Origin of the sequence: Haliea sp. (genome assembly GCF_040222615.1) — a bacterium.
Lineage (GTDB): Bacteria > Pseudomonadota > Gammaproteobacteria > Pseudomonadales > Halieaceae > Haliea.
In genome coordinates, this window is sequence record NZ_JAVKCQ010000070.1 from 1 (window position 1) to 25143 (window position 25143).

Genomic DNA, 25143 nt, shown 5'->3' on the forward strand with positions numbered 1-25143 from the left:
GGCCTGGTTGTAGAGGTCACGCTCCTTGATATTGATATCAGCGTAGGGCAGGTCGCGCCTTTTTACCCGCATGACCTCACCGAAGATAGGGCGCCAATATGCAAGTTCTTCGGGAGTGAATACGTTCTTGAGTTTGATGAACCCATCGCGGCGGAACGCAGTGATCTGCTCCTTGCTCAGATTGTAGGGCGAGCCGCAGGGATGGGGGCTGAGCGTGCTCATAGCAATGTGCTCCTCTTACGACGTTATGAGTCATCGTTTGTTGTGATCACGATATGATATCATGGCCGCATAGGTAGAAGCTGGCAATGCACTTTACCGAGCGCTGGAGATTCGGGCGCCGATTGGTGTCGTAAGGAGCAGTATTCTGTGGCAAAACTACGCAGTATTTCCGCCATTGCCGGACCATCCATCGGCGTATTCCTGCTGGCCACTTTATCCACCCTGTTTATCATCCGTGTCGTTTCTGACCTTGGTGCCGATGCAGTTGCGGCGGTGACCGCCGGCCAGCGGGTGCTCTTTCTATTTTTCGCCGTGCTCATGGGAGTCAGCGCTGGCGCCACCGCGTTGGTGTCGCGGGCTTGGGGGGCTGGTGACCTCTTACTAGCCGGGTGCTTCGCCCGCATAAGCCTGTTGATGAGTCTTGTCAGCGTCGCCACTGTGGCGACAATCGTGATTGCAATTGCACCGTCAGTTGCTGAATTCTTTCAGTTGCAAGGTGCTGCCAGGGAGCAGGCGATTGTCTATATTCGCTGGGTGTCTGTCTTTGCCATCACACAGTCTGTGGTAATTGTGTTGGGGACCGTGCTTAGAGCGGTGGGTGATGCCATGACTCCGCTTTATATAGGCTTACTGGCGAACGTTGGCAGCGTTTTGGCAGCTTGGGTCCTAACCAAGGGTTTTTGGGGCATACCTGGGCAAGGTGTGAGTGGTGCGGCTATTGGCTGGGGCTCGGCTTACCTGCTGTGCGCTTTGCTGTACCTCGGACAGTGGCGGCGCGGGAAGCTCCGCCTGCCCTGGACCACTGCCGTTCCTATAACCCTGCCGCGGCTACAGCTATTCGCCCGGATAGCATGGCCGGCCGTAACTGAGCAGTTAGTTATGCAGTTCGCCATGCTCGGTTTTGCCTGGTTCGTGGGCTTTCATGGAAAGCATGCCTTCGCCGCTTACGGTATTGGCCTGGCTCTGTTGTCCGTTGCTGCGGTGATCGCTCTTGGTTTTTCTATTGCGGCCTCGGCGATCGTGGGCCAGAGTATTGGCGAGGGCCATCAAGATCGAGCCAGAGCCGCAGCTTGGACCGCCTTGAAGGCCGGCCTTGCTCTGATGTCCACGGTAGCGGTCATTCTGCTGCTGGCTGCGGAACCGGTTGCGGCTCTGATGGTCACGGATCCGCCGGTAATGGAACTGACGGTGCAGTTTGTTCGTGTACTGGCTTTCCTGCTCCCGTTGCTCACCGTCGACCTGATCCTGGCGGGGGCTATGCGGGGCGCCGGTGATACCCGTTTTCCCATGCTTATCGGTATAGGCGCCGCTGTATTCGTAAGATTGCCGCTCGCCACGGTAATCATCATTCAGGAGATGGCGGTAGTCTGGTTGTTTGGCATCCTACTGGTGGATCAGGCGGTGAAAACGTCGGTTCTTTGCTGGCGATTTCGCAGCAATCGTTGGTTGCGCAGATTGCCTGTTGGCGCAGCCGATGGGAACTGACAGTGAAATCGACGCTACGCTCGCCCTATTTTCGTGGCAGGGTGGGCTCGAACTGAAAAGCGGGCTCGTATTGCTGACGGCTCATCGTGTATGCAATCTCCAGCCAGGTGGCGAGCAAGCCATGGTGCGTGTGCGGCAGATCGTGTTTGATCAACGCATGCAGTTTTGGCAGGTTGTAGCAAGGTACGGCCGGATACATATGATGCTCTGTATGGTAATTCATCCGCCAGTAAAGAAAGGTCAGGAGCGGATTCAGGGTTATGGTTCGGCAACAGAGCCGAAAGTCATCGACATTGTCGCGCAGCCCCATGTGTTGCGGCATGCCGACAAGTGTCATCAGCCAGCCGCGTCCATAGAACGTTGCCAACGACACAAGCACCGGGATCATCCATTCTCCAAAGTAAAGGCTGACGAGGACGATGAGACCGTGGCCCAGCAAGAGCAAGCGTGCCCAGTTGATGACCGACCGCTGCGCTTTTGCTCCTGCCGACTCGAAGACTCGCTTCTCCCAGCTGCCTGTTGGCTTGCCCAGGGCCATACGCGAGAAATAACGCAGCTTGTGAAAAAACTCCCGGGGATCCACCAGAGTATTGGCAAGGAAGTTGGCGAGGGTGATTTTTTGGGGGAGCAGGACTTCCTCATCCGCTGGTGGATGCAGTGTGAACCGGTGGTGCGCGCGGTGGCTTAGTTGGTAGAGCGGATAGTCGTACCAGGTAAGGAAGGAAAACAGGCCAAGCATGGCGCGATTGGCTTTGCTGTTGCTGAAGACGCGCTCATGACTCAACTCATGCACCGCTGCAAACATCATTGTCATGACGGTCCCGTGAATAAACAATGCCAGCAGCAGGACATACCAGGCGAAGTGCAAACTGCACCAGTAGGCCATGGCGCCTGTCAGGCAGGCGAGGCCCAGGTGGCCACCTGCCTGCAGGGCCCCGCGAGTATTATCTGGCCGGCTCAGTGATCGCAGTACCTCCGGTGGGACGGGCGATCGATACCACTTTATTTGTGCTTGAGCGGTTTGTTGAGACTGTGCAGTTTGGTCATCCATTGGCTGCTCCTCTTGGCTGTTGGCGCAGGGTGTAATAATGAGTGATCAAATGCCTTGTGGGTTGTCTCCAAATCTGGAATATTTGTCTGCAATGAAGATTTTCGAAGAAAACAGCGGGTATTTTATTGGCGATGTTGTCTATGAACAATATTCGGTGCTGGGTCCCCGTTGGCAGGAAAATCTCCAGCTGGTATATGTCTACAGCGGCGCGATGCGGGTTCGGGTAGAGGATTGCCAGTACGCGCTGGCGGCAGGTGAGATGACCTTACTGGCGCCGAGGCATCGGGAACGGTTCTGGTTCGGCCTGGATGGCCCGACCCGTCATGGCTGGTGTGGCGTAGCAAAACCGAACCTGCAACCCTGGAGCCTGCAGCGTCTCAAGCGGCGTCCGATGGTCTTGCCGTTTTCCCAGGACATGCGTTCGCTTGCCGCGATGGCATATGCGGTCGATCCACGATCTGGCGTCTTGCAGGAGCGATATCGCGATAGTTTGATTCGGGCAATGCTGTACGGTTTTTTGATCGCTGCTGGCTGCATGGACGAACCCAGGCAACCTTTGCACGCAGCGGTGGAACGGGCACAAAATAGTATGGAACAGCGCTTGCATGAACCGCTGACCCTGGCAGGTCTGGCGGGTGTAGCCGGCACCTCGCCTGCGCATCTGATTCAGTTATTCAAGCGCGATACCGGCAGCACTCCCAAGCAGTACCTCCGCAGGCTGCGTATCGCAGCTGCAGAACGGCTGCTGGTCAGCACGGGGTTGAGCGTTGGTGAGATCGGGTATCGTGTGGGTTTTGCGAATCCACAGCATTTCTCCAGGGTCTTCAGCCAGCACTGCGGTGTCTCCCCCGGGGAGTGGCGTCGACGTGCCTGGGCTGTCGGTGCCGCGGTTGAACGCTAGCACATCGTCAAGATGATTTCGCAGCATAGAGCGTGCAGCAGGCCGCTGGATCAATTGGCAGCGGTGGTGTCTGCTAAACCCTGCGGAGTTTGCGATCCGTAGTCAGTGTGGCGGGCAGCAGCGTGATCAGGGAGGCGACAAAGAGCACACAGCAGAGCCAGTAGACGGGTGCAAAGCTGTCCTCCGTAACCAGCATTGCCGCCAGCCAAGGCCCAGCCGCCTTGCCCACGGTCTGCAGGACGATCGAATAGGAAACCAGCTTCGCGGAAGGATCCAGGGAGATACCGATGCCCATGAAGTAGGGGTAGAGCACGCTCCATGTAAATATGAAACCGCAGGCGGCAATCGCATAGACCGCCAATTGGCTCTCGCGTGTCATAAGAAAGGCGCAGGTGGCTGCGAGAAGGGTTCCGAAGGCGACCGGCAGGATACGGTTGCCAAGTCGAGTGCCCAATATGGCTGCGGTCATCGCTCCAGCGGCCCCGAAGAGCTGTGACGTGCCGAGAACCTGTGCCACTTGTTCAGTTGTATACGCAGCCGCGACACCCACCCGTTCCACATACACCCAGAAGGCCATCGCCGCTGTGAAGTACAGGAAGATGCCAGCCAGGGTGGACAGCCTGATCAGCGGGCTGCCCGTGGGCGCCGGTAATTCCTGAGCTTCAGCAGCTCCTGTGCCCGCAGGGTTGAGCACTTCGTTGTCGGAGCTTTCGAGAGCTGCCACGTAGGGCGATTTTGGCGGTAGCAAGGGCACGGCGAATAGCAAGGACAAGTTTATAAGGGCAATCGTCAGGAACATGACCTTGATCCCGGCGGCCTGTTGAATCATGGGAAGCAAATACAGCATAGCACCGGCAAAGAGCATGGAAATGATAGCGATAGAGCCGAGAACCCGTTCTGGCGAGCGCGTACTGGAGAGGCCCGCCGCACCCATGGAAATCAACATGCCGCCCCCGAGACCGGACAGCACCCGCAGCCCGTAAAGAACATAAAGGTCGGTGGCATATGGCGCTAGCGCGTTGGTCACTGCCAACAGCAGGATTGCAAAGGTGGCGAACTTCCTCCAGCTCACTGTGAGTATCACTCGCGAAAAAACGATGGTCCCCATCCCCAGGCCGACCATTTCGGCGGTACCGACAAAGCCGCCCTCGCGGGCATTCAGCCCCAGGCTGTCGACCAGGGCACCGACAATGACTGGCAGGGCGAAAGCCGCGAGGTTACCCACGGTGCCAAGGGTGCCCAGGCTCACGATTTCCCGCAGGCTTGTTATTTTGTGTTTGGCTTTACCTTTCATGGCGGATTTCCTGAATTCCGGACGAGAGTGCAACTTGTTACGGCTACTACGTCAGCAACAGGCCCCCATTAACGTGGAGAGATTGACCGTGGATGTAGTCGCTGTCGTCGCTGCAGAGAAAGGTCGCCAGCTTGCTGACATCAGCGCACTGGCCAATCCTCCGCCGTGGTATGGCGGCAGCCCGGGAGCGGAGAAAATCGCCGTCTTCCAGGCCGTCTCGTTTTTCGACCTTTTTTGCAACTTCCTCGAGCATGGCACTCTCGATGACACCGGGACAGATGGCATTCACGGTAATGCCGTAGGGCCCTAGGTCCATCGCCAGGGAACGCGTTAAACCCAGAATGCCGGCCTTGGCCGTGCAATAGGCCACGTCCCGACCAAATGCAGTAAAGCTCATCTGGGATGCCATGTTGATGACCCGGCCCCAGCCTTTCTCAATCATGCCCGGGGCGGCTGCCCGAACGCAGGACAAGGCGCCGGTGAGCATGATGTCCAGATTTGCCTGCCACAAGGACATTTCCACTTCCAGTGCCGGGGTATCCTTGCAGATGCCCGCGTTGTTGATCAGTATGTCGACAACACCCACTTCCTTCCGAACGTCGGCAAAGACGTCGGTCACCGATGCTGCATCGGTGACGTCAAGGGTTTTGCCGATAACGTCGATACCGAGTTCGCGCAGAGCAGCGACAGCGTCCGCGACTGCTGCGTCATTGAGGTCGCTCACGATGACCCGGTGGCCCACCTGGCCCAGGTGTCGTGCCATGTCGAATCCCAGTCCGCGGGCCGAACCGGTGATCAAGGCCAGTTTGGGATGCCGTTCCATTCAATGTTCCTCGCTGTCGTCAGCCCACGCGACCAACGCGGATTGTCCCCGGCGTGAAGTCGAGGTTGATATGTTTGGTCTGGGTAAATTCGCGCAACCCACTTTCTCCCGCCATCCGTCCGATACCGCTATCACCGTAGCCACCGACTTCGGTTTCAGGATAGAAACGGTTATAGGTATTTACCCAAACTGTTCCTGCTCGTATCTCCCGGCTCAGGCGCATTGTACGATTGAGATCACGGCAGAAAACGGCGGCCGACAAGCCGAAGCTGGTGCTGTTTGCCAGCGCCACTGCCTCTTCGTCCGTAGAGAAACTCTGCAGTGTCAGTACTGGTCCGAAAATTTCCTCATGCAGGAGCGGTGCCCCCGGCGGGATGTCAGTAAAGATTGTTGGACCTACGAACAGCCCGTCATTGACCGACGCTGCCTCAGGAATGTCGCCGCCTGCGAGCAGCCTGCAGTTCTGTTTTGCCTCTCTGATGTGGCGCACGACCTTGTCATATTGCTCGCGGGTCGTCAGGGGCCCCATGGTGCTGTTCTCGTTGAGGCCATCGCCCAACTTGATGTTCGCCACGATGCTGCACAGGCGCTCGGCAATCTCTTCAAAGCAACTCGCTTCCACCAGCGCCCGGGACGGTGCCGTGCAGATTTGTCCGGAGGTGGTGGTGAAAATGGCACTCGCCAGTTCACCCGCGGCCTTGTCGAGATCAGCATCTGCGCAGATGACGAACGGCGACTTGCCGCCAAGTTCAAGCACGACTTTCTTGAAGGTGGGTGCGGCGTCGCGCAGGATACGTTGTCCCGTGGATCCATCACCGGTAAAAGCAATCATGTTGATGCCAGGGTGCTCGACCATGGCCTGGCCTACGCGGCTGCCGCTGCCGGTGACTACACTGAGTATGCCGGGAGGCAAATCCCCGACCTCCGCCAGTGTCGCCAAAAAATCGGCGGTAGCACCGGCGGTCTGCGAAGCGGGTTTGCAAAGAGCCGCATTGCCGGCCGCCAGCGCCGGTGCCAGGTCGCGGGTGAGTAAAGCAATCGGCCAGTTCCAGGGTGAGATAACAGCGACTACGCCCATGGGTTCGACAGTGACCAGACCTGCCACATGGCGACCCAGTGAATGCGAACGCCCTGCGAGCGATCGTGCCAGTCCTGCGTTATAGCGGATGACCTGGATCTGGTTGGCGACTTCAAAGCGTGCTTCGCGCCGAACCTTGCCGTTCTCCAGCACCAGGCGCTCGGCGATCTCATCCACCCGGTCGGCAAGTCGATCGGCCCACTGTAGCAGCACATCTGCCCGGAGGCGGCCATCCCAGGCCCAGTCCGATGTGCGCAGCGCTTCCTGTGCTGCCGATACCGCTGCGTCCACATCCTGGCGCTCCAGTGCCGGCACGCGAGAGACTACGCGGCCGTCGGCCGGGTTGGTGATCTCGGTGTACAACTCGCCAACGGACCGCCAACTTCCCGCGAGGGGTATTCGATGCTCTTTCATGGGGACCTCTCGACCGTCCGGCCTTCGCTTTCTGGATTGATGTGCCGTCGACTGCGGCGATCATGGGTCACGACGGGACCGTGACGCACTGGCCCTGGCCGAAGCCGGATTCATCGACCTCGCCGTCTTCAAAGACTATCCTGCCGCCGGCTACAGTCAACCGTGGCCAGCCCTTGAGCGCCATGCCTTCATAGATACAGGTTCCCTTGCCGGTGTGTGTCACCACCCGTTCCGTATCCATATCGAGCAATACGAGGTCGGCATCGGTGCCCACTTCAAGGGAGCCCTTGCGGGGGTACATCCCGAAACGCCGTGCGGGCCCAAATGAATTGACCTTCACCAAATCTGGTAATGACAACCCACGTCGCAGCACCCCATGGGTGCCGAGCAGTGGTAACTCCCAGGGAAAAGAAACCACGCCCGGGAATTCTGTCCAGAGGTCCTCACCTTTTTTGGGCAGGAAGGGCACGTGGTCACTGCCGATATTGCCGATGCCGTCGCTGAGCATGGCTTCCCACAGCCCGTCCTGCTCTTCCTGTGCCCGCAGCGGCGGCGAAATCTTTGCGCGCATGTCCAGGTCCTCGTCGTAGCAGGTGCGGACGAGGTAGTGTGGACAGGTCTCTATGCTGACGTCCAGGCCTCGGGCCCGGGCGTTGCGCGCCAGTTGGGGACCTGCCGCTACTGAAGTATGCACGACCTGCAGGGGACAGCCGGTCCGCTCGGCGAGGAAAATCATGCGCTTGATGGTCTCTTCTTCGCAGAAGGCCGGCCGCGACTCTGTGTAGGCGCCCAGATCCTGGCGTCCGGTTGCCATTACCTCCTTCTTGATCCAACCGGCTATGGCTGTGTTTTCACAGTGCACTGACACCACGCCCTTGGGCAATTTCGCGACTTGACGCATTGTCGCGTATACCCAGCCGTCAGTCGCTGGAACAATGCCGATGGGGTTTTCGACTTCGTAACCGAAGTAGAGTTTGAAAGACTGAACGCCCGTCGCTTCGACGATGCGCGGAATTTCCTGGATGTGTTCCTCTCGCTGAATGCCGAAGTGGAACCCAAAATCTACCAGCACGTTGGCCTCGGCCAAGGCCCGTCGCTCAGCATAAAAATCGATATAGGAAGGCTGCAGATTACGAATATAGAGAAGAATGGTAGTGATTCCTCCACGCGCTGCCTGAGCGGTCTCGCTGCGCATGTCCTCGGCAAACGGATAAGCTACGCCAAGATGACAGTGCGGATCTACGAGTCCGGGCATCAACACATGTCCGTCTGCATCAATCTCGCGGTTAGCTGGTGGCAGGTCCTCATTTTGCGCGACACAGGCGATCTTGCCATCTCTTACTGCAACACCGCCGAAGAATTCGCCGCGATGATCGACGACCCGGGCGTTGCGGATACTCAAGTCAGCTTTCATTGTCGTTCCCCCACAGAGCGGAAGTGATGAGCTTGCGGATGCCAAACCACTGGCTGGCACCCACAGTAACTGGTGCTCGTCGACCCAGTGCTCTGGCCCAGATTGCGCGTAAACCGCGCCGCTCCGCATAGGAAAAATCGATGCTTCCCGGCGGCGCGGAGAGGTCTACCAGCAGTGTGTCCTGGGTCAGCGAATCGATGACCTGATGGTTGATTAGCGGTGCCGGTACCGAGGAGATGATGATAGGGAAGTCACGGGCGCGTGCTTCCAAGTCATTAGTATGCATGCTCTCCGCTCCCATCGTATAGGCCATGGCCCGTTGTACCGGGTTGCGTGCTGCGACCGTTACGTGTGCGCCCATGGCCACCAGCGTCCTTACCAGCACAGATCCAATGTTACCAAAGCCGACGACACAGATTGCGTTTCCATGCAGGGTTATCCGGGTGTTCTCGATTAGAACGCGGATCGCGGCCTCGACGATGGCGGGGGCTCGCAACAGCATGAGTTCGTGGTCTGATTCGTATTCATGGAGCGCGATACCCAGTTCCCTGGCTGCTGACTTCAGCCCGTCGTCCGCGGTGCCAAGTATTATCCGGGCGCCCGGCCTGAGGTGCGCAAGAAGCGCGCGATCCGGGACGATTTTCTCCGTGGCGAAGATCGCCCCGTCCATGGTCATGCCTGGAATCGGGAACAGGACAATATGTGCGTCCTGCAGGGCGTCTGATGCTGAGGATGCCAGGTTCACGCCGCCGATGCCCTCATCAGGAAACGGAAAGCCGAATGCGCTTACCGACGCTCCGGTGTCGGCTGCGAGGCGAGCGATTTCCTGCTCGCGCTCATCTCCACCGACGATGGCTATTGTCAGATCCTGCCAGCTTTTAGGGGCTTTCATGCTGCTGTCTCCACGTAGCGTTGTAAAGCTGGCAGGTCCATTCCTTCGATACCCATGCTGCGGGCGTCGCGGCCAGCGGGCGCCGCGCCGGCCTTGGCTGCGTCGGCCAGCGCCAGTAGCGCCTTGGCCGTTGGCACGTCCACGTCAGCGACAGCCGCGAGGGCAATAAAAGGCTTGAGACCAAACCAGAAATCCTCAATGTAGTATCTGTGGGCCAATGAGTCGGGCGCCATGATTTTGCGGTTTGGTGTACCAGTGCGTATCAGCGTAGCGAGATCCAGGTCTGAAGTCTCGTTGTCTATGGTTCCGATAGCCCTCATTTCCTGCTCAAGGTCGGGCAGTTCCTGTCCAAAGGCCCGGGCCAGCGTCAGCCGTTCCCGATCCAGCGCCTTGATGACCCCGGCGACAGCGGGGGTCATTGCGTCGACGTAAAAGGTAAAGTTACCCTGCGTGGCCTCGACCCAGGCTGCCGCAAGCATCGCCCCCGGCGGGTGTAATACCATGTTGACGTTGGCCAAGCTGCTGCCCAGCACAGTTGCCAACGGTTCGGCGTTCGGGAACAGCTCGCAGGCCAGGGCAAGCGCGTCCATATGTCCGGCCATGGGTGCCGCCCAGACGCGGCCGGCTACGCCAGTAATGTCGACGGTGGCGGGGTCGCTCATGCGAGCGACGTATGACAGCGTTGAAAACTCCACCAGCGGCGGGCAGGGCTGCCCTGTCGACTGGTAGCCATGCCGGAAGGCCAGCGCGCCTCCGGTGTGTCCGGGGTTGAGTATCACGGGGATATTGGTGATGCCGCGCGTGGCAAGCAGGTTGGCCACGCCCTCGTGTGCGGATGTTGGCAGGCTGATGACTATGGCTTCCGCGTTGCCGACCGCAGCGTCCAGGTCTGTGCCAATATAATCGGGCTGAATCCAGCCGCTCCCCAGAAGCCCTCGATACCCGATTCCTGCAGGCCGCAGAGGATCGAGTGTTTTTTCAGAGCGGTTCCAGAGCGCTATCTGGTGTCCTGCGTGCGCCAACTGAACGCAGCAGCTGAGACCGCCGTTGCCTGCCCCGATGACGCAGATACGAGTCATACGCGGTATTTCTCCAATTTGTCGATGTCGACCTCAATACCCAGGCCGGGTCCTTCCGGCACCAGGACACATCCATCTTCGAATCCGAATGGCTGGGTCACGATGTCATCGAGATAGTAGCTCCCGCAGATCTCCGGGCCAATTGCGCCCGCCGGCCGTGTAGTCGGTGTGACCGAGGGCAGTATGGCAATTGGCAATGCGGCCCCCAGGTGAAGATTCGCAGCATTGCCGATACCCATCTCGATCGAGCCACCAATATCGGAATAGAAGCCCAGCGTCTGCGCGAGGTCAGCCTGCTGTTTGGCCCGATACAGGCCTCCGGGCTTGGTCACATAGCAGGAAAAGCAGGAAGCAGCCTTGAACTCATGCAGCTCGAGGATGTCGTCCACGTTCCACGCAGATTCATCCGCCATGACCGGGGTCTCGATACGCTCGGCAACCATAGCCATGGCGCGGGCGCCCATAACCGGTTGCTCACAGAGGAAAATGCCGAAGGCCTCCTGGGCTCTCGTAACCTCAATGGCTTCCCATACCGTTCGATAGCCCTCGTTACCGTCCACGCGAATCTTGATGTGTTCACCAAACTTCTCTCGAAGTTCGCGTACCAGTCTGATATCGCGTTCCGGTTCAAGGCCAGTCTTGCACTTGATGGTTTTTGCGCCCTCCGCTATGGCTTGCTCTGCTTCTGCGATGCACTGCTCTACAGGCATGATACCCAAGGAGTGAGCGACCTCGATACGGTCCCGGAACTGGCCGCCAAGCAGCGTATATACAGGTACTCCGGCGGCCTTCCCGGCTATGTCGTAACAGGCAATGTCGAGGGCGGCTTTTGCATATGGGTGACCTTTCACGGCTTTGTCCATCATTGCATGCAGCAGCCCTATCTGCCTTGGGTCTTGCCCGTGGATTGCAGGCAAAAGGTGCTGCTCGATAATGTGTTTTACCGTTTCAGGTGATTCGCCATAGTACCGCATTTGTGAACCACCCCAGGTGATTCCCGCAGGCGCTTCACCCCAGCCGCTAATGCCAGCATCCGTATCCAGCCGGACGATAATGTGTCGACCGATAGGTGCTGTCATTTTACTCGCCCAAGTGTGATGACGCCGGTTCGGGAGCTCAATGGTGTAGATTTCGTAGGATGTGAGTTTCATGGCTGGATCCCCTGCATGCGACAGGCATTGTTAAACAGTTGATTTTGTTATTGGATTTTGTGATCCAAAACTGTGATCATACATGCTACGCTGTCGTCGCAGATAATGTCAACCTGTTGCCGATGCATGCCACAATCTTCGCTGGAACAAAGAGGACTGTTAAATGATGCACCTGATACCTTTCTCAGATGCGCCCACTGCGACATCAGAGCGGTTTGTGCCGGTTACGGTGATAAGCGGTTTCTTGGGCAGCGGTAAGACCACGCTCCTGCGGCACGTACTGAGCAGCCCCGATGCAAGCGATATGGCGGTCATTGTCAATGAATTCGGTGAGGTCGGTATCGATCACCTGTTGTTGGCCAACGTGACCGAGGACATCGCGCTCCTTGAGTCCGGTTGCCTGTGCTGTCAGGCGGGAGAAAATCTCGGTCGCACATTGCAAGAGCTTGACTCCGCGCGTCAGCAGCACGGCGGGCAGCTCTCTCATGTGCTGATAGAAACCTCCGGCCTGGCAGATCCGGCGCCCGTGATGCATGCGCTACTCGGGGACCCGGCGATAAATCGACGTTTCCAGCTGCGTCAGTTGATCACGGTTGTAGACGGGGCTTTCGGTATTGGACAACTCGCTGAATATCCCGAGAGCCGGAAGCAGGCGATGCTCGCTGACCAGATACTGATCAGCAAAATGGACGTGGCGACGGCTGCCGAGATACAAAGCCTGCAGGTCGAATTGGATGCTTTGAATCCACTCGCTCTACGTCTCCCGGTTCAACACGGATGCGTGGTCGTCGATTCCCTGCTGAATGGGCCCTGTCGTGATCCTGCGGAGCGTTGGGCAACACTTGGAAGCAGTGGCCCAACACATTCTAAAGCAGGTGTCGGCAGTGAGTCCCTGGTCATTGGCGAAGCGCTGGACTGGCGGCGTTTCAGCGAGTGGTTGAGCGCGTTTCTGCACGCACGGGGCGACGATGTACTGCGCGTCAAGGGCATGTTGAACGTAGCAGGTGAGTCAAGCCCAGTGGTCATTGACGGTATCCAGCAGGTCTTCTATGCGCCTCAAAAGCTCCCGGGCTGGCCAGATTGCTCGCGTGACAGCAGGCTTGTGGTGATTGCCCGGCATCTGCCACCGGGGGCGGTGCGTCGCAGCTTGCTGGCGTCCCTCGCGGGAGGCCTCTGATGCCAGGCGGCCTCGACATCGCAGAACATGGGATTGATTCCTGGTCCCGCATGGGCCTCTGGCTGTGTCCCTCTCGGGTTCCGTTTCCATCGCGCACTGCATTGCACGACACACTATGCCCGCGTGCAGGCCTGTCCTATGTTCGACGGCACGCGCTGCACAATCCCTGGGCCTGGTCTGCCCGTGAGCCCGATTGCTGGGACTGCCTGGCAGTGTGCGAGTCCGAAACCGTGCTGGAACCGCTGCGGCAACTGCTGGGCAAGCATATTGTCCTGTTTGAGAGCCGTCTTGGCGCATCTATGGCGGCGCCCGCCAGCTCCTCGCAGTTTTTCCGCGAGGGGGAAGTCTGGCCAGTGGCGCCCTTGTCAGGTGCGACTGCCATGCTGGTATTGGAGCAACAATGGTTTCACTACATTCCGGGCTCTCACCGTGATTCGGAGCTTGTCGCTACCGGGAGCCGGCAGTTACGGTTGCGGCCGGGAGATCTACTCTTTTATCACCCGGCTCTGCTGCAATTCAGTGAGCAACGTTCGGCGGAAAGCGGCTCATCAGTGTCTGACTATAGGATTCAGTACTTCCCTGCCGACGCGCTTTTCGTCCGCGATCCCGTGCACCAAGCGCACCAGATCTTGGCGGAGCGGTGGCCCCTGCTGAATTACTGTCGCTACCCGCTCTGGCTTGTGTCGGGCACCGATCTGGCGGGCAATAATTATGCGATAGGCTATGGAATACAGCCCGGCGCCTGGACGGACGCCACCATGCCGTTCGCCGATTGAATCATCCGGACTGTTGTGGGCGCTTCCTGACGATTTCGACAAGGATTCCGTCGGGATCCTTGAGGAAGAAATAGTCGTAACCCGTGCTGCCCACCAGCACCTCCGACTCCACCTGCACACCAGCTTCCTTCAGTGTTGTGTGGGCCGCGTGCGCATCTTCAGTGGCGAAAGCAAGGTGTTTGGTGCCGATGATGCGGAGGTCAGTGTCAAGCGCTCCGGCGGAATCGGGCAGGGGCAGGTGCTCTGCCAGCCAAAACAATTCCAGGTAGTCATTGCCTTTTCGCAGGTGCGCAATCTCGAAGCCTTCGCGGATTACGGCGTGAGAGTCCAGTTCAAAGCCAAACTGGTCTCGGTAAAAGGCAATGCTGCGCTGCAGGTCAGCTACACTGATCCCGGCATGGTGAAGAGTTGCATCTTGTATCACTTGACCGTCTCCTCTGGCTGAGCTGTTATGCAGGTTTGACAACGAATCGGCAGCAAGTGCCGCGCGGCAGCGCTGCCCGAAGTGCTTCGCAGGTGCAAAGATTTCCTTGTAGCCTAGCTGAAAACTGGTATGATCACAAACAAAGATCACAGTGTGGCGTGAGAAAGAGGCGCCCGAAACAATGAGGGAGGTGGAGTAAATGCCAGTAGTTACCGTTCAGTTGTGGGAAGGCCGGACCGTGGAACAGAAGCGAAAGCTCGTGAAAGCAATTACCGAGGCCATGGTTGAGCACGCGGACGTGAATCCCGATGGTCTGCACATCATTGTGCATGATGTGCCAAAGGACAGTTGGGCACGGGGCGGTGTGCTGGGTATTGATCGGGAGGAGGCTAGAGATGACGCTTGATGCACTCAGCAGCGACAACGCCGCGCTTCTGGTCATCGACCTGCAAAACGCTTTCTGCCATCCTGAGGGTACCCTAGGTCGATCGGGCCTTGATACCAGACACCTCCGCTCCGTCATACCGCCTTTACGGCAATTGATTGAACAGTGCCACGCAGCCCGGCTTCCTGTGATCTGGACCCTGCAGGAGCACTTCGAGTCTGACCGCAGGCGGAGCCGCAAGCGGCTACCAGCCCACACCAGCAAGCGCAAGGGAATTTCGGCAATCGCTGGGACCTGGGATGCTGCCGTGGTTGATGAGCTGGCAGATCTGGTAGGTGATCCCACCTATGTCATCCGGAAGCATCGTTTCGGCGGCTTTTACGAAACCCGGTTGCACATACTGCTCGAGCAACTGGGAGTGGATCACCTGTTCATCACTGGGCTCACCACCAACGCTTGCGTGGAAACCACCGTGCGTGAGGCCTACCTGCGCGATTATGATGTGATCGGGGTCGAGGACTGCATTGCAGGGGTCAACCCCGAGTGGGAGCAAGCGGCCCAAGCGGTCTGGCGCCACTATTTCGGCATCACCTGCACCACGGCGGATTTCACTGCGTGGCTTGAGCGGGAGCGTCAGCCGGCGGCGGTGGAAATAGGGCACGTACTGCTCAAGGTAAAGGATATGGCCGTCTCCGAAACCTTCTATCTGGACCTGCTTGGCTTCACTCGCAAGCCGGACGCGAAACCCCTGCCTGATGGCCGTCCTCTCACAGTCACACAACAGGGGCTGGGGTTGACCGAGGGTGGTAGTGGCTCGCAGGAGCAGATGGATCATCTGGCGTTCAGGGTGAGAAATGTTCGGGCGCTGGACGAGAAAGCAAGGGCGGCGGGGGTGCGGTTTGAGCGAGAGCTCGGCCCCGGACCCTATGGGCTGACGATCTACCTGCGCGACCCGGATGATAATATCGTCGAGCTGTACGAGCCCTGAAGAACGTGGCACGCTGCCGCGGCTCTTGGGGGCCTCTGCCTGTTGCCTATGCGGTTGCGCCCGTTACCCTGGCATGAACATTCCCGGTCACAGCGAGGTCCAGCAATGAAACCATTTGTGCGTGGGGACGTCGAGGGCTTCTTCGCCTTCGGCTTGGATTCCATGCTGGCGCTGCTCTTGATCAGCACGCTGCTGCTCGGGTTCCTGGGCTTTGACCCGGAACTGGTGTTTACCAGGGTACTGCCGGGCGCTGCTGTCAGCCTTATTATTGGCAACGGCGTCTATTTTTATCAGGCACTGAAACTGGCGCGAGAGGAAGGGCGCGATGATGTCTGTGCCATACCCTACGGTATCAGCACGCTGACGTTGATCGTGTACGTGTTTCTGGTGATGTTTCCGACTCAGCAGGAGGCCCTGAGCCTGGGCATGGACAAGCCCGACGCGGACAGGCTAGCGTGGCACACTGGTCTGATAGCGTGCATTGTTTCGGGTGCCATCGAGTTCCTCGGCGCGTTCGTGGTGCATTATATCCGGCGCGTGACGCCACAGGTGGTGATGCTGGTTGCGGTTGCCGGCACGGGTATCGCCTTTCTGTCGATGGATTACATGATCCGTTCTTTTGCCATACCACTCATCGGAATGCCCGCGCTCGCCCTGGTCAGTATTTTCTACTTCAGCGGCGCACGGCCTCGGCTGGGCATTCCGGGCGGCTTTGTAGTGCTCGCGATGGGTACGCTGCTCGCATGGACGCTTCATTTTCTCGATGTTGTGCATGTCGTCCCGGGCAGTCCACTGAACACGGAGTACATCGGTCTGCATCTGCCGATGCCCGAGATCTTCGCGCTCTGGGGATCACTGTCTTCCGCTGTCAAGTTCCTGCCGATCATCGTGCCTCTGGGTTTCGTTTTTCTGGTGGGCTCCCTGCAGAATATCGAAGCTGCGGCGGCCGCCGGAGATGCCTATCGTCCGCGCCCTCTGCTGCTCACCAACGGGCTCGGCTCGCTCGGGGCCGCGTGCATGGGTTCGCCCTTTCCGACATCGATTTTTCTCGGACATCCGGGTTACAAGCGCATTGGCGCGCGTGCCGGTTACTCCATGATCAACGCGGTGGTCTGGACCCTGGTGTGTCTTACCGGGACCCTGACGTTTTTCACCTGGCTGATCCCAGTGGAGGCGATCATGGCGATTATCGTCTGGATCGGGGTAGTGGTGTGCGCCCAAAATTTCCAGATTTCGGAAAAGCGACACATCCCGGCCGTGATTGTGGGTCTGTTGCCGGCAATAGCCGCCTTCGGCGGTCTGGTGCTCAAACATGGTCTGGCAGTGGGTTCAGCGCACTCCGGCATCAACCTGTTTGATGCCGAGCTGGAGGCCATGTACGCCACTTCGCGGAGTTTCTACGTAGACGGACTGTTTGCCCTAGGGCAGGGGTACATTTTCTCCAGCATGCTCTGGGCGGGTATTATCTACTACATCATAGAACGCCGGTTTCACGTCGCGGCATTGTGGAGTGCCATTGGCGCCCTGCTGTCTCTGGCCGGGTTCATCCACAGCTACGAGTACCTCGCCGGCGACATCATCGGCGTGCTGCAATTTGACTGGACCCCCTGGGCATCTGGCTACGCTCTCATGACTGTGCTGCTACTGGTGGCACCCTACTTGGTGATTTTTGTGGATGACAGCAGCGCTCTGGTTGCCGAGGGCGTAGCTGACGACAGCCGAGGTGATGATCCCTAAGCGGTCCTTCCGCGCGCAAACCGAGTACCTTGATGTCAGCGTGAGTGAATGACTGCGTTAACCCGATTTTCCAGCAGTTCCTGTTGTCCGCTGACTGGCTCCGGCTGCAGGTCATCCCGCACGACTACCGCCGCCAGCGATTCAAGGTCGTGGTCTCCGCCTAGGATGGGTTGGCCCAGCTCTCCTCCCCAGCTCTCGTAACGCGCAGTTCTCGCGTCGTCCAGGCTGCCGCTGGCGAGCAGCGCCGCGGCTTTCTCCCACGTGAGCGCGAGGATGTCCATTGCACCAATATGTGCATGGAAGAGATCCTCCGGGGCCACGCTTTGACGTCTTAATTTGGTGTCGAAATTAAACCCGCCGCTGGTGAAGCCTCCATGGCGTAGAATCTCGTAGCAGGGCATCACCAGTTCATCAACGCTGTTCGGGTACTGGTCCGTATCCCAGCCGTTCTGGTAGTCGCCACGATTCGCGTCGACGCTGCCAAACAGGCCTAGCGCCTGGGCCATCGCGATTTCATGGTGGAAGCTGTGGCCTGCCAGTGTGGCGTGGTTTACCTCGATATTGACCTTGACTTCTCCCTCAAGCCCGAAGCGGGTCAAAAGGCCATAGATCGTCGCGACATCGTAGTCGTACTGGTGCTTGGTGGGTTCCTGCGGTTTTGGCTCGATGAGTATGGGACCGTCAAACCCCAACTTGTGCTTGTAGTCGACGGTCATGCATAGCATCCGGCCAAGCTGTTCCTGCTCACGCCGCAGGTCTGTGTTCAATAGCGTCTCATAGCCCTCACGGCCACCCCACATTACGTAGTTCTCTCCGCCGAGCCGATGTGTGATTTCGAGAGCTTTCTGTATCTGTCCGGCAGCGCATGCAAACACTTGCGGATCGGGGTTGGTGGCGGCACCGGCCATGTAGCGACGGTGACTGAAGAGATTCGCCGTGCCCCACAGCAGGCGGAGGCCTGTATCTGCCATTTTACGCTCCGCATAATCGACCATTCGCTCCAGGTTGTCCCGGGTCGCACGCCAGCTTTCACCGGCCGGAGCGATATCGCTATCATGGAAGGTCCAGAACGGAACGCCAAGCAGTGACATGAAATCAAACGCCGCATCCATCTTCGCGCGTGCGCTTTCCATGGGGTCAGAAAGCTGGTGCCACGGGCGCAGGAAGGTTCCCTCGCCAAAGATGTCGGTACCCTCCCAACAAAAATTGTGCCAGTAACAGACTGCAAAGCGCAGATGATCGCGAAGTGGTTTGCCATCCAGGACTCTGTCAGGGTCGTAATGACGAAAGGCAAAGGGTTCGTCGCATTCTGGGCCACGATAACCAATTGGTGGTATGTGTTCGAAATAGTTCATGCCGCTTCTCCCAGGTTTGTCGGAAGTCAGTTCAGCGAGCGCCGATCAAGTCACGAGTAGATGTGTATAGAGACCGGTAGTTCTCGAAAGTGGCGCGCAGCTGTTCGTGCCGCGACGCATTCGGTTCATGTGTTTGAATTATGCCGGGTGGACGACAAACATTAGCGATACGTTCGTCAAGTCCTCCTTCCATACAGCTGATGATGGCGAGCCTTGCGGCGCCAAGAGCCGGTCCATTATTGGCGCTGTTCCGATAATCCAGCGGGAGGCCCAGGGCGTCGGCGCAGATTTGACGCCAGTGCGTGGAACCCGCTCCGCCACCGAGAATGGTCAGCCGGGAAACATATGTTTCCGCCGCCGCCAACGTTTCCAAGCCGTCGACAAAAGAAAAGGCGACGCCTTCCATCACAGCGTGCACCATCTCTGCCAGTGTCGTGCTGACCCTTAGTCCAAAAAGCACACCCACCGCATCAGAGTCATTGAGTGGTGTGCGTTCGCCCGACAAGTAAGGAAGGAACAGCAGCGACATCCCGGTGTTGGTTCGTGCTGACGCCAAGCCATCAAGTTCAGCTGGTGATCTGCCCACGACGCCGCCTAGCCATCGCAGGCAATCAGAGGCTGACAGCGTGACCGCCATATGGTGCCAGCGGTCAGGGAGACAGTGGCAGAACGCATGCAAGGTTTTTTCAGGCAGGGGTCGGTGTGTCGCTGTGGGCGCGAACAATACGCCGGATGTGCCAAGGGACAGAAACGCCGCTCCCGGCTCCGTGATTCCCAGGCTGACAGCGCTTGCTGCGTTGTCACCGGCGCCCGCCACCAGCGGGATGCCGGGCCGTAATCCGAGTTCAGCGGCTGCCAGGCGGGAAATCTGTGCTGCCTGTTGACAACCTTCGAAAACCTCTGGCATGTGTTCACGGGTAAGATGCGACGCAGCAAGTAGACGGTCATCCCACCTCCGTTCCTGAGGGTTAAGCCACAGTGTCCCGGAGGCGTCCGAAAAATCGCTCAGGAAATCACCGCTAAGGCGATAGGATAAGTAGTCCTTGGGTAGCAGCACTTTCGCAACGCGTTTAAAAACCTCGGGTTCATTGCGCTCCACCCAGATCAGTTTGGGTGCGGTAAAACCCGGCATGCAAAGATTGCCACTCAGTTTTCGCTGTTCTGGCAGGCGAGTTTCAAAGATGCGACATTCCTCGTCGCTGCGACCATCGTTCCAGAGGATGGCCGGGCGCAGGGGAGTTCCCGCACTGTCGAGTAGCACGGCACCATGCATTTGTCCGGCGGTACCGATCGCTCTTACGGCATCCAGGCGGGCGCCCTGCGCCGCCATATGTTCCAGGGATTCGCCAAGTGCCTGCCACCAGCTGCGTGGATCCTGCTCCGACCACATGGGTTGTGGATTGCTGACTGCATACTCGGCACTGCCTTCGAAGCATACGTCACCATCAGGATCAACCAGGACGGTTTTCAACGCGGAAGTGCCCACATCAATGCCCAGGAACAGCTCCTCGGGTGGTCCCGCTTTCGTCATAGCTGTTCGCGCTGCGTCGCGACTAGCTGATAGAGACTGCCCTCGCTGACCAGCCAGCTTGAGACCAGATTTTCCCGTACACCCTCCCGGTGATACGGGTCGTTATGCGCAACCTCCAGTGCAGCTGCGTAATCTGCAGCACGGATCAGGAAACATCCAGCGCCCTGATAACTCGTTCCCTCCCTTTCCAGAAGAGGTCCGGCGGCGACGAGTTCGCCGTTCATGTCGAGTTGATGCAAATAATCCAGGTGCGCTTGCCGGGCCCGGCCCAAGGCCAAAAAGTCACCGCTATGCTGGCCGTAGATCAGGTAAAGTTCCTGCCGGGGACGTTCCGCGGAAGCGCGCAGGCGCCGTGCAGCCGCCATGCCCTCGTCATCCTGCCTGCTGCTCACTTGTCGCACGCTTCTGGCGGGTCTTGTGCGCTTACGTAAAGCAGTATCACACCCAGCAGCAGTGCGAAGCGTGCCGCTGATTCCTGACCGTTCCAGCTACTTGATTGCCACATGAGAAACCACTCGGCACCAATGACTACAAATCCGGTAAACCAGAGTCCTATCCCCAGGCCAAGGCCCGCTATCGCGGGGCCCTTGGCGGCATTGAAGGCCCGGGGGTCGAGCCGTGCAGACCAAAGGCGAACCGCTCCGATCCAGCAGACTACGGCTACCGCGCACTCCCACGCAATGATCAGAACATAGGCCAAATGGTGCAACGCGGGATGTTCCAAGCGTCGCCACATTCCCTTGTTATCCGGGAAAGTCGTGTCCATCATCAACACGTGGCGTACGAACTGGAAGTTGGAGTCGTAATCGGTAATGTTGTTGAAGGCGACCAGTGTCGCCAACAGCGCCGCAGAAGCGACGAGCGAGATCTTTACCATTCTTGCGACGTACATGGTTCCCTCCTCTGTCCTGTTGGCGCTCTTCCGCTAGCCAGTTTGCTTAATCATACAGGCTTGTGGAAGAGGGTCCGTGGTCGAATTCCAGCCCAGCACGCTCCACGATGGCCGCTGCGCGTTCTCGCGCTTCTTGTTTCAGAGCCGTCTCGTCCACAGTCTGCACGCGGCCCTCCCGGTACAGGGCCTGACCATCGACCCAGGTTTCGATGATGCTGGCGCTTGTTGCCGACCAGACAAGTGCTTGCAAAGGGTCCGTGTAGGGTGTCCACTCGACATGGTCAAGATCGAACAGGATAAAGTCCGCGCGCTTGCCAACCTCCAGGGAGCCAATCTCCCTGTCCCAGTCAAGCGCTCTGGCGCCATCAATGGTGGCCATGCGTAGTGCCTGCCGGGCACCGATCGCCGTAGGATCGTTGCGGGCATCCTTGAAGAGGCCAGCCACTGCGTACATCTGCCGCATGAGATTGAGATTGCCGGATGCCGATACGCCGTCTGTGCCGAGGCCCACGGTCACGCCCGCGTCGATCATCTCGGGGTATTTACCGATGCAAGTCGCCCCTTTGCCCAGCTTCAGGGACGTACCGGGGCAAAAGGCGACTCTTGTGTCGTGGCGGGCCAGCAGCGCAACTTCGTCATCGCTGATCGCCGCGCCATGGGCTATGACCAGGTTCGACCCCAGGCCCCCGGCATTCGCGATCCTCGTCAGTGGCCAACAGCCGTGCTTGCGTTGGCAGACATCGGCTTCCTCAATGCTGGTAGCGAGATGATACGTGGTGCCGACGCCGAGTTTTTCTGCGAGGGCCCTGGCGCCCACGTGTAGCTCAAGGGAGCATGGTTCCTTGCCCTCAATGTTGACCCAACAACGAATCCGGCCACCGGCGGACCCATCCCAGCGCCGTACGCAGTCCTCCAGCTCCCGCAGTGCTGTTTGCGTGTCCGGGAAAAAGTGGTGCGCCACCATCTCCTCGCTCCATCCCTTGGGTAGCTGCTCTGGCGGATTGTCCGCGGCATGACGCCCGGTAATCCCACGCATGCCCACTTGTTCAATGGCGCGCACGGTAACGCCCGGATCATTCTGGGCTCCCATGTCGAGAAAGCAAGTGGTGCCGGCCCGAAGCATCTCGGTCGCTCCGAGGAGAACGCTGATATATTCGTCTTCTTCGTTGACATGGGCATAAAAGGGCTTCGCCCAATGAAAAACCCAGGTCCGTGTATTCAAGTGATCCGGAAATGCTGCTCGGGAAAGGGTCTCCGACAAGTGTACGTGCGTGTCGACAAAGCCGGGGCAAATGCCGATCAATGTGCCATCAATGATCTTGTCGATGGTGCCTCTCGTGTGTCGCTTGTGCAGCTCGGTGGTGCTGCCAATGTCCGCGATCCATTGGTCTTCGATGAGTACCGCAGCATCTTTTATTACCTCGTCGCTCCCGTTGACAGTACAGGCAAAATCGAGATGTTCAATGAGTGTGCGCATCCGCTTGCTCTCCTACGGTTGGGTCCTAGTCGACCCGAATCAGGTATTCTGTGTCTGAGACGTCAGAAAGCAATTCACAGCCTTCTTCGGTAATCAGGATCATGTCCTTGTTCTGCATGCCGAAGCCGTAGCCGGTTTCGTAAACCAGTGGCTCTACGCCAAGAACCATTCCAGGCTCCAGCGGCTGGTCGTCATACATGCCGAGATAGGGCTCCTCGTGCAGATGCAGGCCAATGCCATGGCCGATGAACTTGATGGCTGGCAACCCGATTTTATCCAGGTGGGCGATAAACGCCTCGTAGATATTACGGGTGCTCGCCCCGGGCCTTGCCATATCTAGCACGAGAAGCTTGGCTTCGTGAAGATGTGCCCATATACGCTCCGCCTCCGGAGGAGCCGATTTGACCATGGCGGTACGACAGACGCCCGCATGGTAGCCGTTCAGCATGGAAAAAATTTCTACCCGACAGATATCCCCATTTTTCAGGCGCCGTTCAGAAGGCCCCACGTTGGGCAGCTGGCTACGTTCGCCGGTGGCGACGATCATCAGCTTGAAGCTCTCCGCACCCAGAGTGAATACGCCGCGAGTGAGTGCTGCGGCAATATCCATTTCAGAGTCGCCCGCGGCAACAGCCTGATATGCGTCGAGGATGGATTGGTCAGAAATCCGTGACAGGCGCCGTAATAGCGAAATTTCCTCCGGCGTCTTTATCTGGCGCTGGCGGGCCAGCAGTTCCTCGCAAGGGAGCCAGGTGACGCCGGGCAGTAGCTGGGCCAGTTCCAGATAGTCCCGGGCGGGCAGGTAATCCATTTCCATCCCGACGTGGCCGCGGTCCAGGCCAAGGTCGGTGAGCACGGCTGCCAGCACCTCCATGGGACGGTCGGTAAACTCGCCCCATGGTACGATCTCCACTCCCGGAAGGCTTTGGGCCACTGTTGAGTGTTCCATGTCGACGACTATTACGGTGCGTTCGCCGTTGCTGCGGACGATGGTCAGGGCATGCCGCCATCGCATCAATGGCTGCGATGGAACGACTATCCCATTGACGTAGCTGAAGTTTTCTGGCGAAGCGGTCACCAGGGCATCAAGTCCCTGTGCGACCAGGTTGGCGCACAGGCGGTTTATTATGCTGGATCCGTACACGAGCTTTCCTCTGCGTTCATGGGGGGCGCTTGTTTTAATTCGAATATTAGATCACAATTTATGATCATAATGGAAGATATCAGAAAATGCCAGGCATCTCGAGGGCTTAGTCTATGAGTAACGAGTCGTATGGGGACGGCGGGGGCGGGCATCTGAAAGTCTGCAATGCGCGGGTACCCGGCAGCCTTCTTGAGGGGCGTTTCGAATTGGTGTCAGAAGGCGGCTGCGTGCTGGTGGATATCGAATTACGGAACGGCTTGATCCGCACAGTGGGCCCCGCGGGGGCTGTGGCCCCGCTCGCGTGCAGAACCCTGGACGCGGCCGGCGGAGTGGTTCTGCCCGGCTATGTAGACGTACATACGCACCTGGACAAGACGCATACGCTGCAAAGGGTTCCCAACCCTGACGGCACGCTCCGAGGCGCTATCCAGGCTGAGCGGGAGGACATGTCGCGCCACTGGAGCCTGCAGGACGTGATCGGGCGTATGCATTTCGGAGTCGCTTGTGCCTGGGCGCATGGTACATCTGCCATGCGAACGCATCTCCTCTCCGACCAACCCTGGCGGGAGATGATTTGGGAAGCCTTTGCAGAGGTTCAGCAGCTGTGGCTGGGTAAAATGCGACTACAGCCCGCCGCTCTGGTTGATTTTGATTTGCTCCGCGATACGGTGGAATTGGAGCGCTTGGCAGACTGGGTGCTGATGCATCGTGGTGTTCTTGGCTGCGCGATAATGGGTCTTGCCGGCAGCGACCTGGCTACGCATCTGGACCGGCTGTTGCGGGTCGCGGCGGAGCGCGAGCTTGATCTTGACTTTCATGTCGACGAGAACGCAAACCCGGCGTCGCGGGGTCTTGCGGAGATTGCAGCCAGTGTACAGCGTACCCGCTATGAGGGTCGGGTAGTGGTGGGTCACTGTTGCAGCCTCGCTCTGCAGTCTCCGGAGGTGGTCCGGGAAACCCTCATCCAAGTTCGGGAAAGCCAGATCGCCGTAGTTGCCTTGCCGCTCACAAATGCGTTTTTGCAGGGCCGGACGTCTGGCACGACACCGTCGATCCGCGGCATCACGAGGTTGCGCGAAATGCACGAGATGGGCGTCTTGACCGCTCTGGCAAGCGACAACTGTCGTGATCCCTTTCATCCGTTCGGCGACTATGACATGCGAGAGGTGCTCGCCAGTGGGGTGCTGATGGCGCACCTCGACCAGGAGTTGCCGCAGGCTTTTGCCGCGGTTACCCGTAACCCGGCGCAAATGATGCGCCTGGATGGTGTTGGTGTGATTGCCGAGGGCGCGATAGCAGACCTGGTGATCTATCGTGAGCAAAGCCTCGACGCCTTTGTTGCAAGGCGTTCGCCGCCGGCGCATCTGGTCCGTAACGGCGTAGAGAATTTCCCGGTGCTCCCGGAATTCGGTATGCTACCGAGTCCAACAAAAGGTGCGGCAGGTAGATAGCA

At 58.6% G+C, this 25143-nt stretch carries 24 protein-coding genes; 8 read left to right on the top strand and 16 right to left on the bottom strand.

The window, feature by feature from the left end; genetic code table 11:
- Nucleotides 1-222, bottom strand: a 222-nt coding sequence (locus RJQ10_RS06240; RefSeq protein WP_350144718.1) for a hypothetical protein, incomplete at its 3' end; no start/stop codon positions are given.
- Between the two features lie 147 nt (nucleotides 223-369).
- Between RJQ10_RS06240 and RJQ10_RS06245 the strand changes: the two genes are divergently transcribed.
- On the top strand, nucleotides 370-1707 hold the full coding sequence (locus tag RJQ10_RS06245; RefSeq protein ID WP_350144720.1) for an MATE family efflux transporter: 1338 nt from the start codon (nucleotides 370-372) through the stop codon (nucleotides 1705-1707).
- 25 nt (nucleotides 1708-1732) lie between these two features.
- Here RJQ10_RS06245 and RJQ10_RS06250 read toward each other — a convergent pair whose 3' ends face one another.
- A complete protein-coding gene (locus RJQ10_RS06250) occupies nucleotides 1733-2758 on the bottom strand; it encodes a fatty acid desaturase (RefSeq protein WP_350144722.1) in 1026 nt (341 codons plus the stop codon).
- Nucleotides 2759-2795: 37 nt separating this feature from the next.
- Between RJQ10_RS06250 and RJQ10_RS06255 the strand changes: the two genes are divergently transcribed.
- On the top strand, nucleotides 2796-3659 hold the full coding sequence (locus tag RJQ10_RS06255) for an AraC family transcriptional regulator (protein ID WP_350144724.1): 864 nt from the start codon (nucleotides 2796-2798) through the stop codon (nucleotides 3657-3659).
- 73 nt (nucleotides 3660-3732) lie between these two features.
- Here RJQ10_RS06255 and RJQ10_RS06260 read toward each other — a convergent pair whose 3' ends face one another.
- The 7 genes from RJQ10_RS06260 to RJQ10_RS06290 form a co-directional block, all read right to left on the bottom strand.
- A complete protein-coding gene (locus RJQ10_RS06260) occupies nucleotides 3733-4953 on the bottom strand; it encodes an MFS transporter (protein WP_350144726.1) in 1221 nt (406 codons plus the stop codon).
- Between the two features lie 46 nt (nucleotides 4954-4999).
- Nucleotides 5000-5776: an SDR family NAD(P)-dependent oxidoreductase gene (locus RJQ10_RS06265; RefSeq protein WP_350144728.1), complete on the bottom strand. Its 777-nt coding sequence runs from the start codon at nucleotides 5774-5776 to the stop codon at nucleotides 5000-5002.
- Nucleotides 5777-5795: 19 nt separating this feature from the next.
- Nucleotides 5796-7268 carry an aldehyde dehydrogenase family protein gene (locus RJQ10_RS06270; RefSeq protein WP_350144730.1) on the bottom strand — a complete coding sequence of 491 codons (1473 nt, stop codon included), beginning with the start codon at nucleotides 7266-7268 and terminating at the stop codon, nucleotides 5796-5798.
- A 67-nt stretch (nucleotides 7269-7335) separates the two neighbouring features.
- Nucleotides 7336-8682 (bottom strand): dihydroorotase, encoded by a 1347-nt coding sequence (locus RJQ10_RS06275; RefSeq protein WP_350144731.1) that lies wholly within the window; start codon nucleotides 8680-8682, stop codon nucleotides 7336-7338.
- Nucleotides 8672-9574, bottom strand: a complete 903-nt coding sequence (locus RJQ10_RS06280; RefSeq protein WP_350144733.1) for a dipicolinate synthase subunit DpsA — start codon at nucleotides 9572-9574, stop codon at nucleotides 8672-8674. Before RJQ10_RS06280 ends, RJQ10_RS06275 begins: the two co-directional genes overlap by 11 nt.
- Entirely contained in the window at nucleotides 9571-10653 is a 1083-nt protein-coding gene (locus tag RJQ10_RS06285; protein ID WP_350144735.1) for an NAD/NADP octopine/nopaline dehydrogenase family protein, read from the bottom strand. Before RJQ10_RS06285 ends, RJQ10_RS06280 begins: the two co-directional genes overlap by 4 nt.
- On the bottom strand, nucleotides 10650-11804 hold the full coding sequence (locus tag RJQ10_RS06290) for a mandelate racemase/muconate lactonizing enzyme family protein (RefSeq protein WP_350144737.1): 1155 nt from the start codon (nucleotides 11802-11804) through the stop codon (nucleotides 10650-10652). Before RJQ10_RS06290 ends, RJQ10_RS06285 begins: the two co-directional genes overlap by 4 nt.
- A 163-nt stretch (nucleotides 11805-11967) precedes the next feature.
- On the opposite strand from RJQ10_RS06290, the gene RJQ10_RS06295 reads away from it, so the two are divergent.
- A complete protein-coding gene (locus RJQ10_RS06295; RefSeq protein WP_350144739.1) occupies nucleotides 11968-12981 on the top strand; it encodes a CobW family GTP-binding protein in 1014 nt (337 codons plus the stop codon).
- Nucleotides 12981-13757 carry a hypothetical protein gene (locus tag RJQ10_RS06300; protein WP_350144741.1) on the top strand — a complete coding sequence of 259 codons (777 nt, stop codon included), beginning with the start codon at nucleotides 12981-12983 and terminating at the stop codon, nucleotides 13755-13757. Before RJQ10_RS06295 ends, RJQ10_RS06300 begins: the two co-directional genes overlap by 1 nt.
- 1 nt (nucleotide 13758) lies before the next feature.
- Here the strand turns inward: RJQ10_RS06300 and RJQ10_RS06305 are convergent, their stop codons facing one another.
- On the bottom strand, nucleotides 13759-14331 hold the full coding sequence (locus RJQ10_RS06305; RefSeq protein ID WP_350144743.1) for a VOC family protein: 573 nt from the start codon (nucleotides 14329-14331) through the stop codon (nucleotides 13759-13761).
- A gap of 49 nt (nucleotides 14332-14380) precedes the next feature.
- Here RJQ10_RS06305 and RJQ10_RS06310 point away from each other — a divergent pair, with 49 nt between their 5' ends.
- From RJQ10_RS06310 to RJQ10_RS06320, 3 genes are all read left to right on the top strand, one after another.
- Nucleotides 14381-14587 carry a tautomerase family protein gene (locus RJQ10_RS06310; protein ID WP_350144745.1) on the top strand — a complete coding sequence of 69 codons (207 nt, stop codon included), beginning with the start codon at nucleotides 14381-14383 and terminating at the stop codon, nucleotides 14585-14587.
- Nucleotides 14577-15554, top strand: a complete 978-nt coding sequence (locus tag RJQ10_RS06315; RefSeq protein WP_350144747.1) for an isochorismatase family protein — start codon at nucleotides 14577-14579, stop codon at nucleotides 15552-15554. The genes RJQ10_RS06310 and RJQ10_RS06315 overlap by 11 nt, the downstream gene beginning before the upstream one ends.
- A 105-nt stretch (nucleotides 15555-15659) precedes the next feature.
- The gene (locus RJQ10_RS06320) at nucleotides 15660-17291 is read left to right on the top strand and encodes an NCS2 family permease (RefSeq protein ID WP_350144749.1); all 1632 of its coding nucleotides are present in this window, start codon (nucleotides 15660-15662) and stop codon (nucleotides 17289-17291) included.
- 35 nt (nucleotides 17292-17326) lie between these two features.
- On the opposite strand, the gene xylA is transcribed toward RJQ10_RS06320, so the two are convergent.
- From xylA to RJQ10_RS06350, 6 genes are read right to left on the bottom strand one after another with little or no spacing between them, the layout of a single operon-like run.
- Nucleotides 17327-18646, bottom strand: a complete 1320-nt coding sequence (gene xylA, locus RJQ10_RS06325) for a xylose isomerase (RefSeq protein WP_350144751.1) — start codon at nucleotides 18644-18646, stop codon at nucleotides 17327-17329.
- A 31-nt stretch (nucleotides 18647-18677) separates the two neighbouring features.
- Nucleotides 18678-20177 (bottom strand): xylulokinase, encoded by a 1500-nt coding sequence (gene xylB, locus RJQ10_RS06330; RefSeq protein WP_350144753.1) that lies wholly within the window; start codon nucleotides 20175-20177, stop codon nucleotides 18678-18680.
- Entirely contained in the window at nucleotides 20174-20569 is a 396-nt protein-coding gene (locus RJQ10_RS06335) for a YciI family protein (protein ID WP_350144755.1), read from the bottom strand. Before RJQ10_RS06335 ends, xylB begins: the two co-directional genes overlap by 4 nt.
- Entirely contained in the window at nucleotides 20566-21069 is a 504-nt protein-coding gene (locus RJQ10_RS06340; protein WP_350144757.1) for a DUF2165 family protein, read from the bottom strand. Before RJQ10_RS06340 ends, RJQ10_RS06335 begins: the two co-directional genes overlap by 4 nt.
- 46 nt (nucleotides 21070-21115) lie before the next feature.
- The gene (locus RJQ10_RS06345) at nucleotides 21116-22546 is read right to left on the bottom strand and encodes an amidohydrolase family protein (protein ID WP_350144759.1); all 1431 of its coding nucleotides are present in this window, start codon (nucleotides 22544-22546) and stop codon (nucleotides 21116-21118) included.
- A gap of 25 nt (nucleotides 22547-22571) precedes the next feature.
- Nucleotides 22572-23690, bottom strand: coding sequence for a M24 family metallopeptidase (locus RJQ10_RS06350; RefSeq protein WP_350144761.1), 1119 nt, complete (start codon nucleotides 23688-23690; stop codon nucleotides 22572-22574).
- Nucleotides 23691-23803: 113 nt separating this feature from the next.
- On the opposite strand from RJQ10_RS06350, the gene RJQ10_RS06355 reads away from it, so the two are divergent.
- Nucleotides 23804-25141: a cytosine deaminase gene (locus RJQ10_RS06355; RefSeq protein ID WP_350144763.1), complete on the top strand. Its 1338-nt coding sequence runs from the start codon at nucleotides 23804-23806 to the stop codon at nucleotides 25139-25141.
- Nucleotides 25142-25143: the final 2 nt, after the last annotated feature.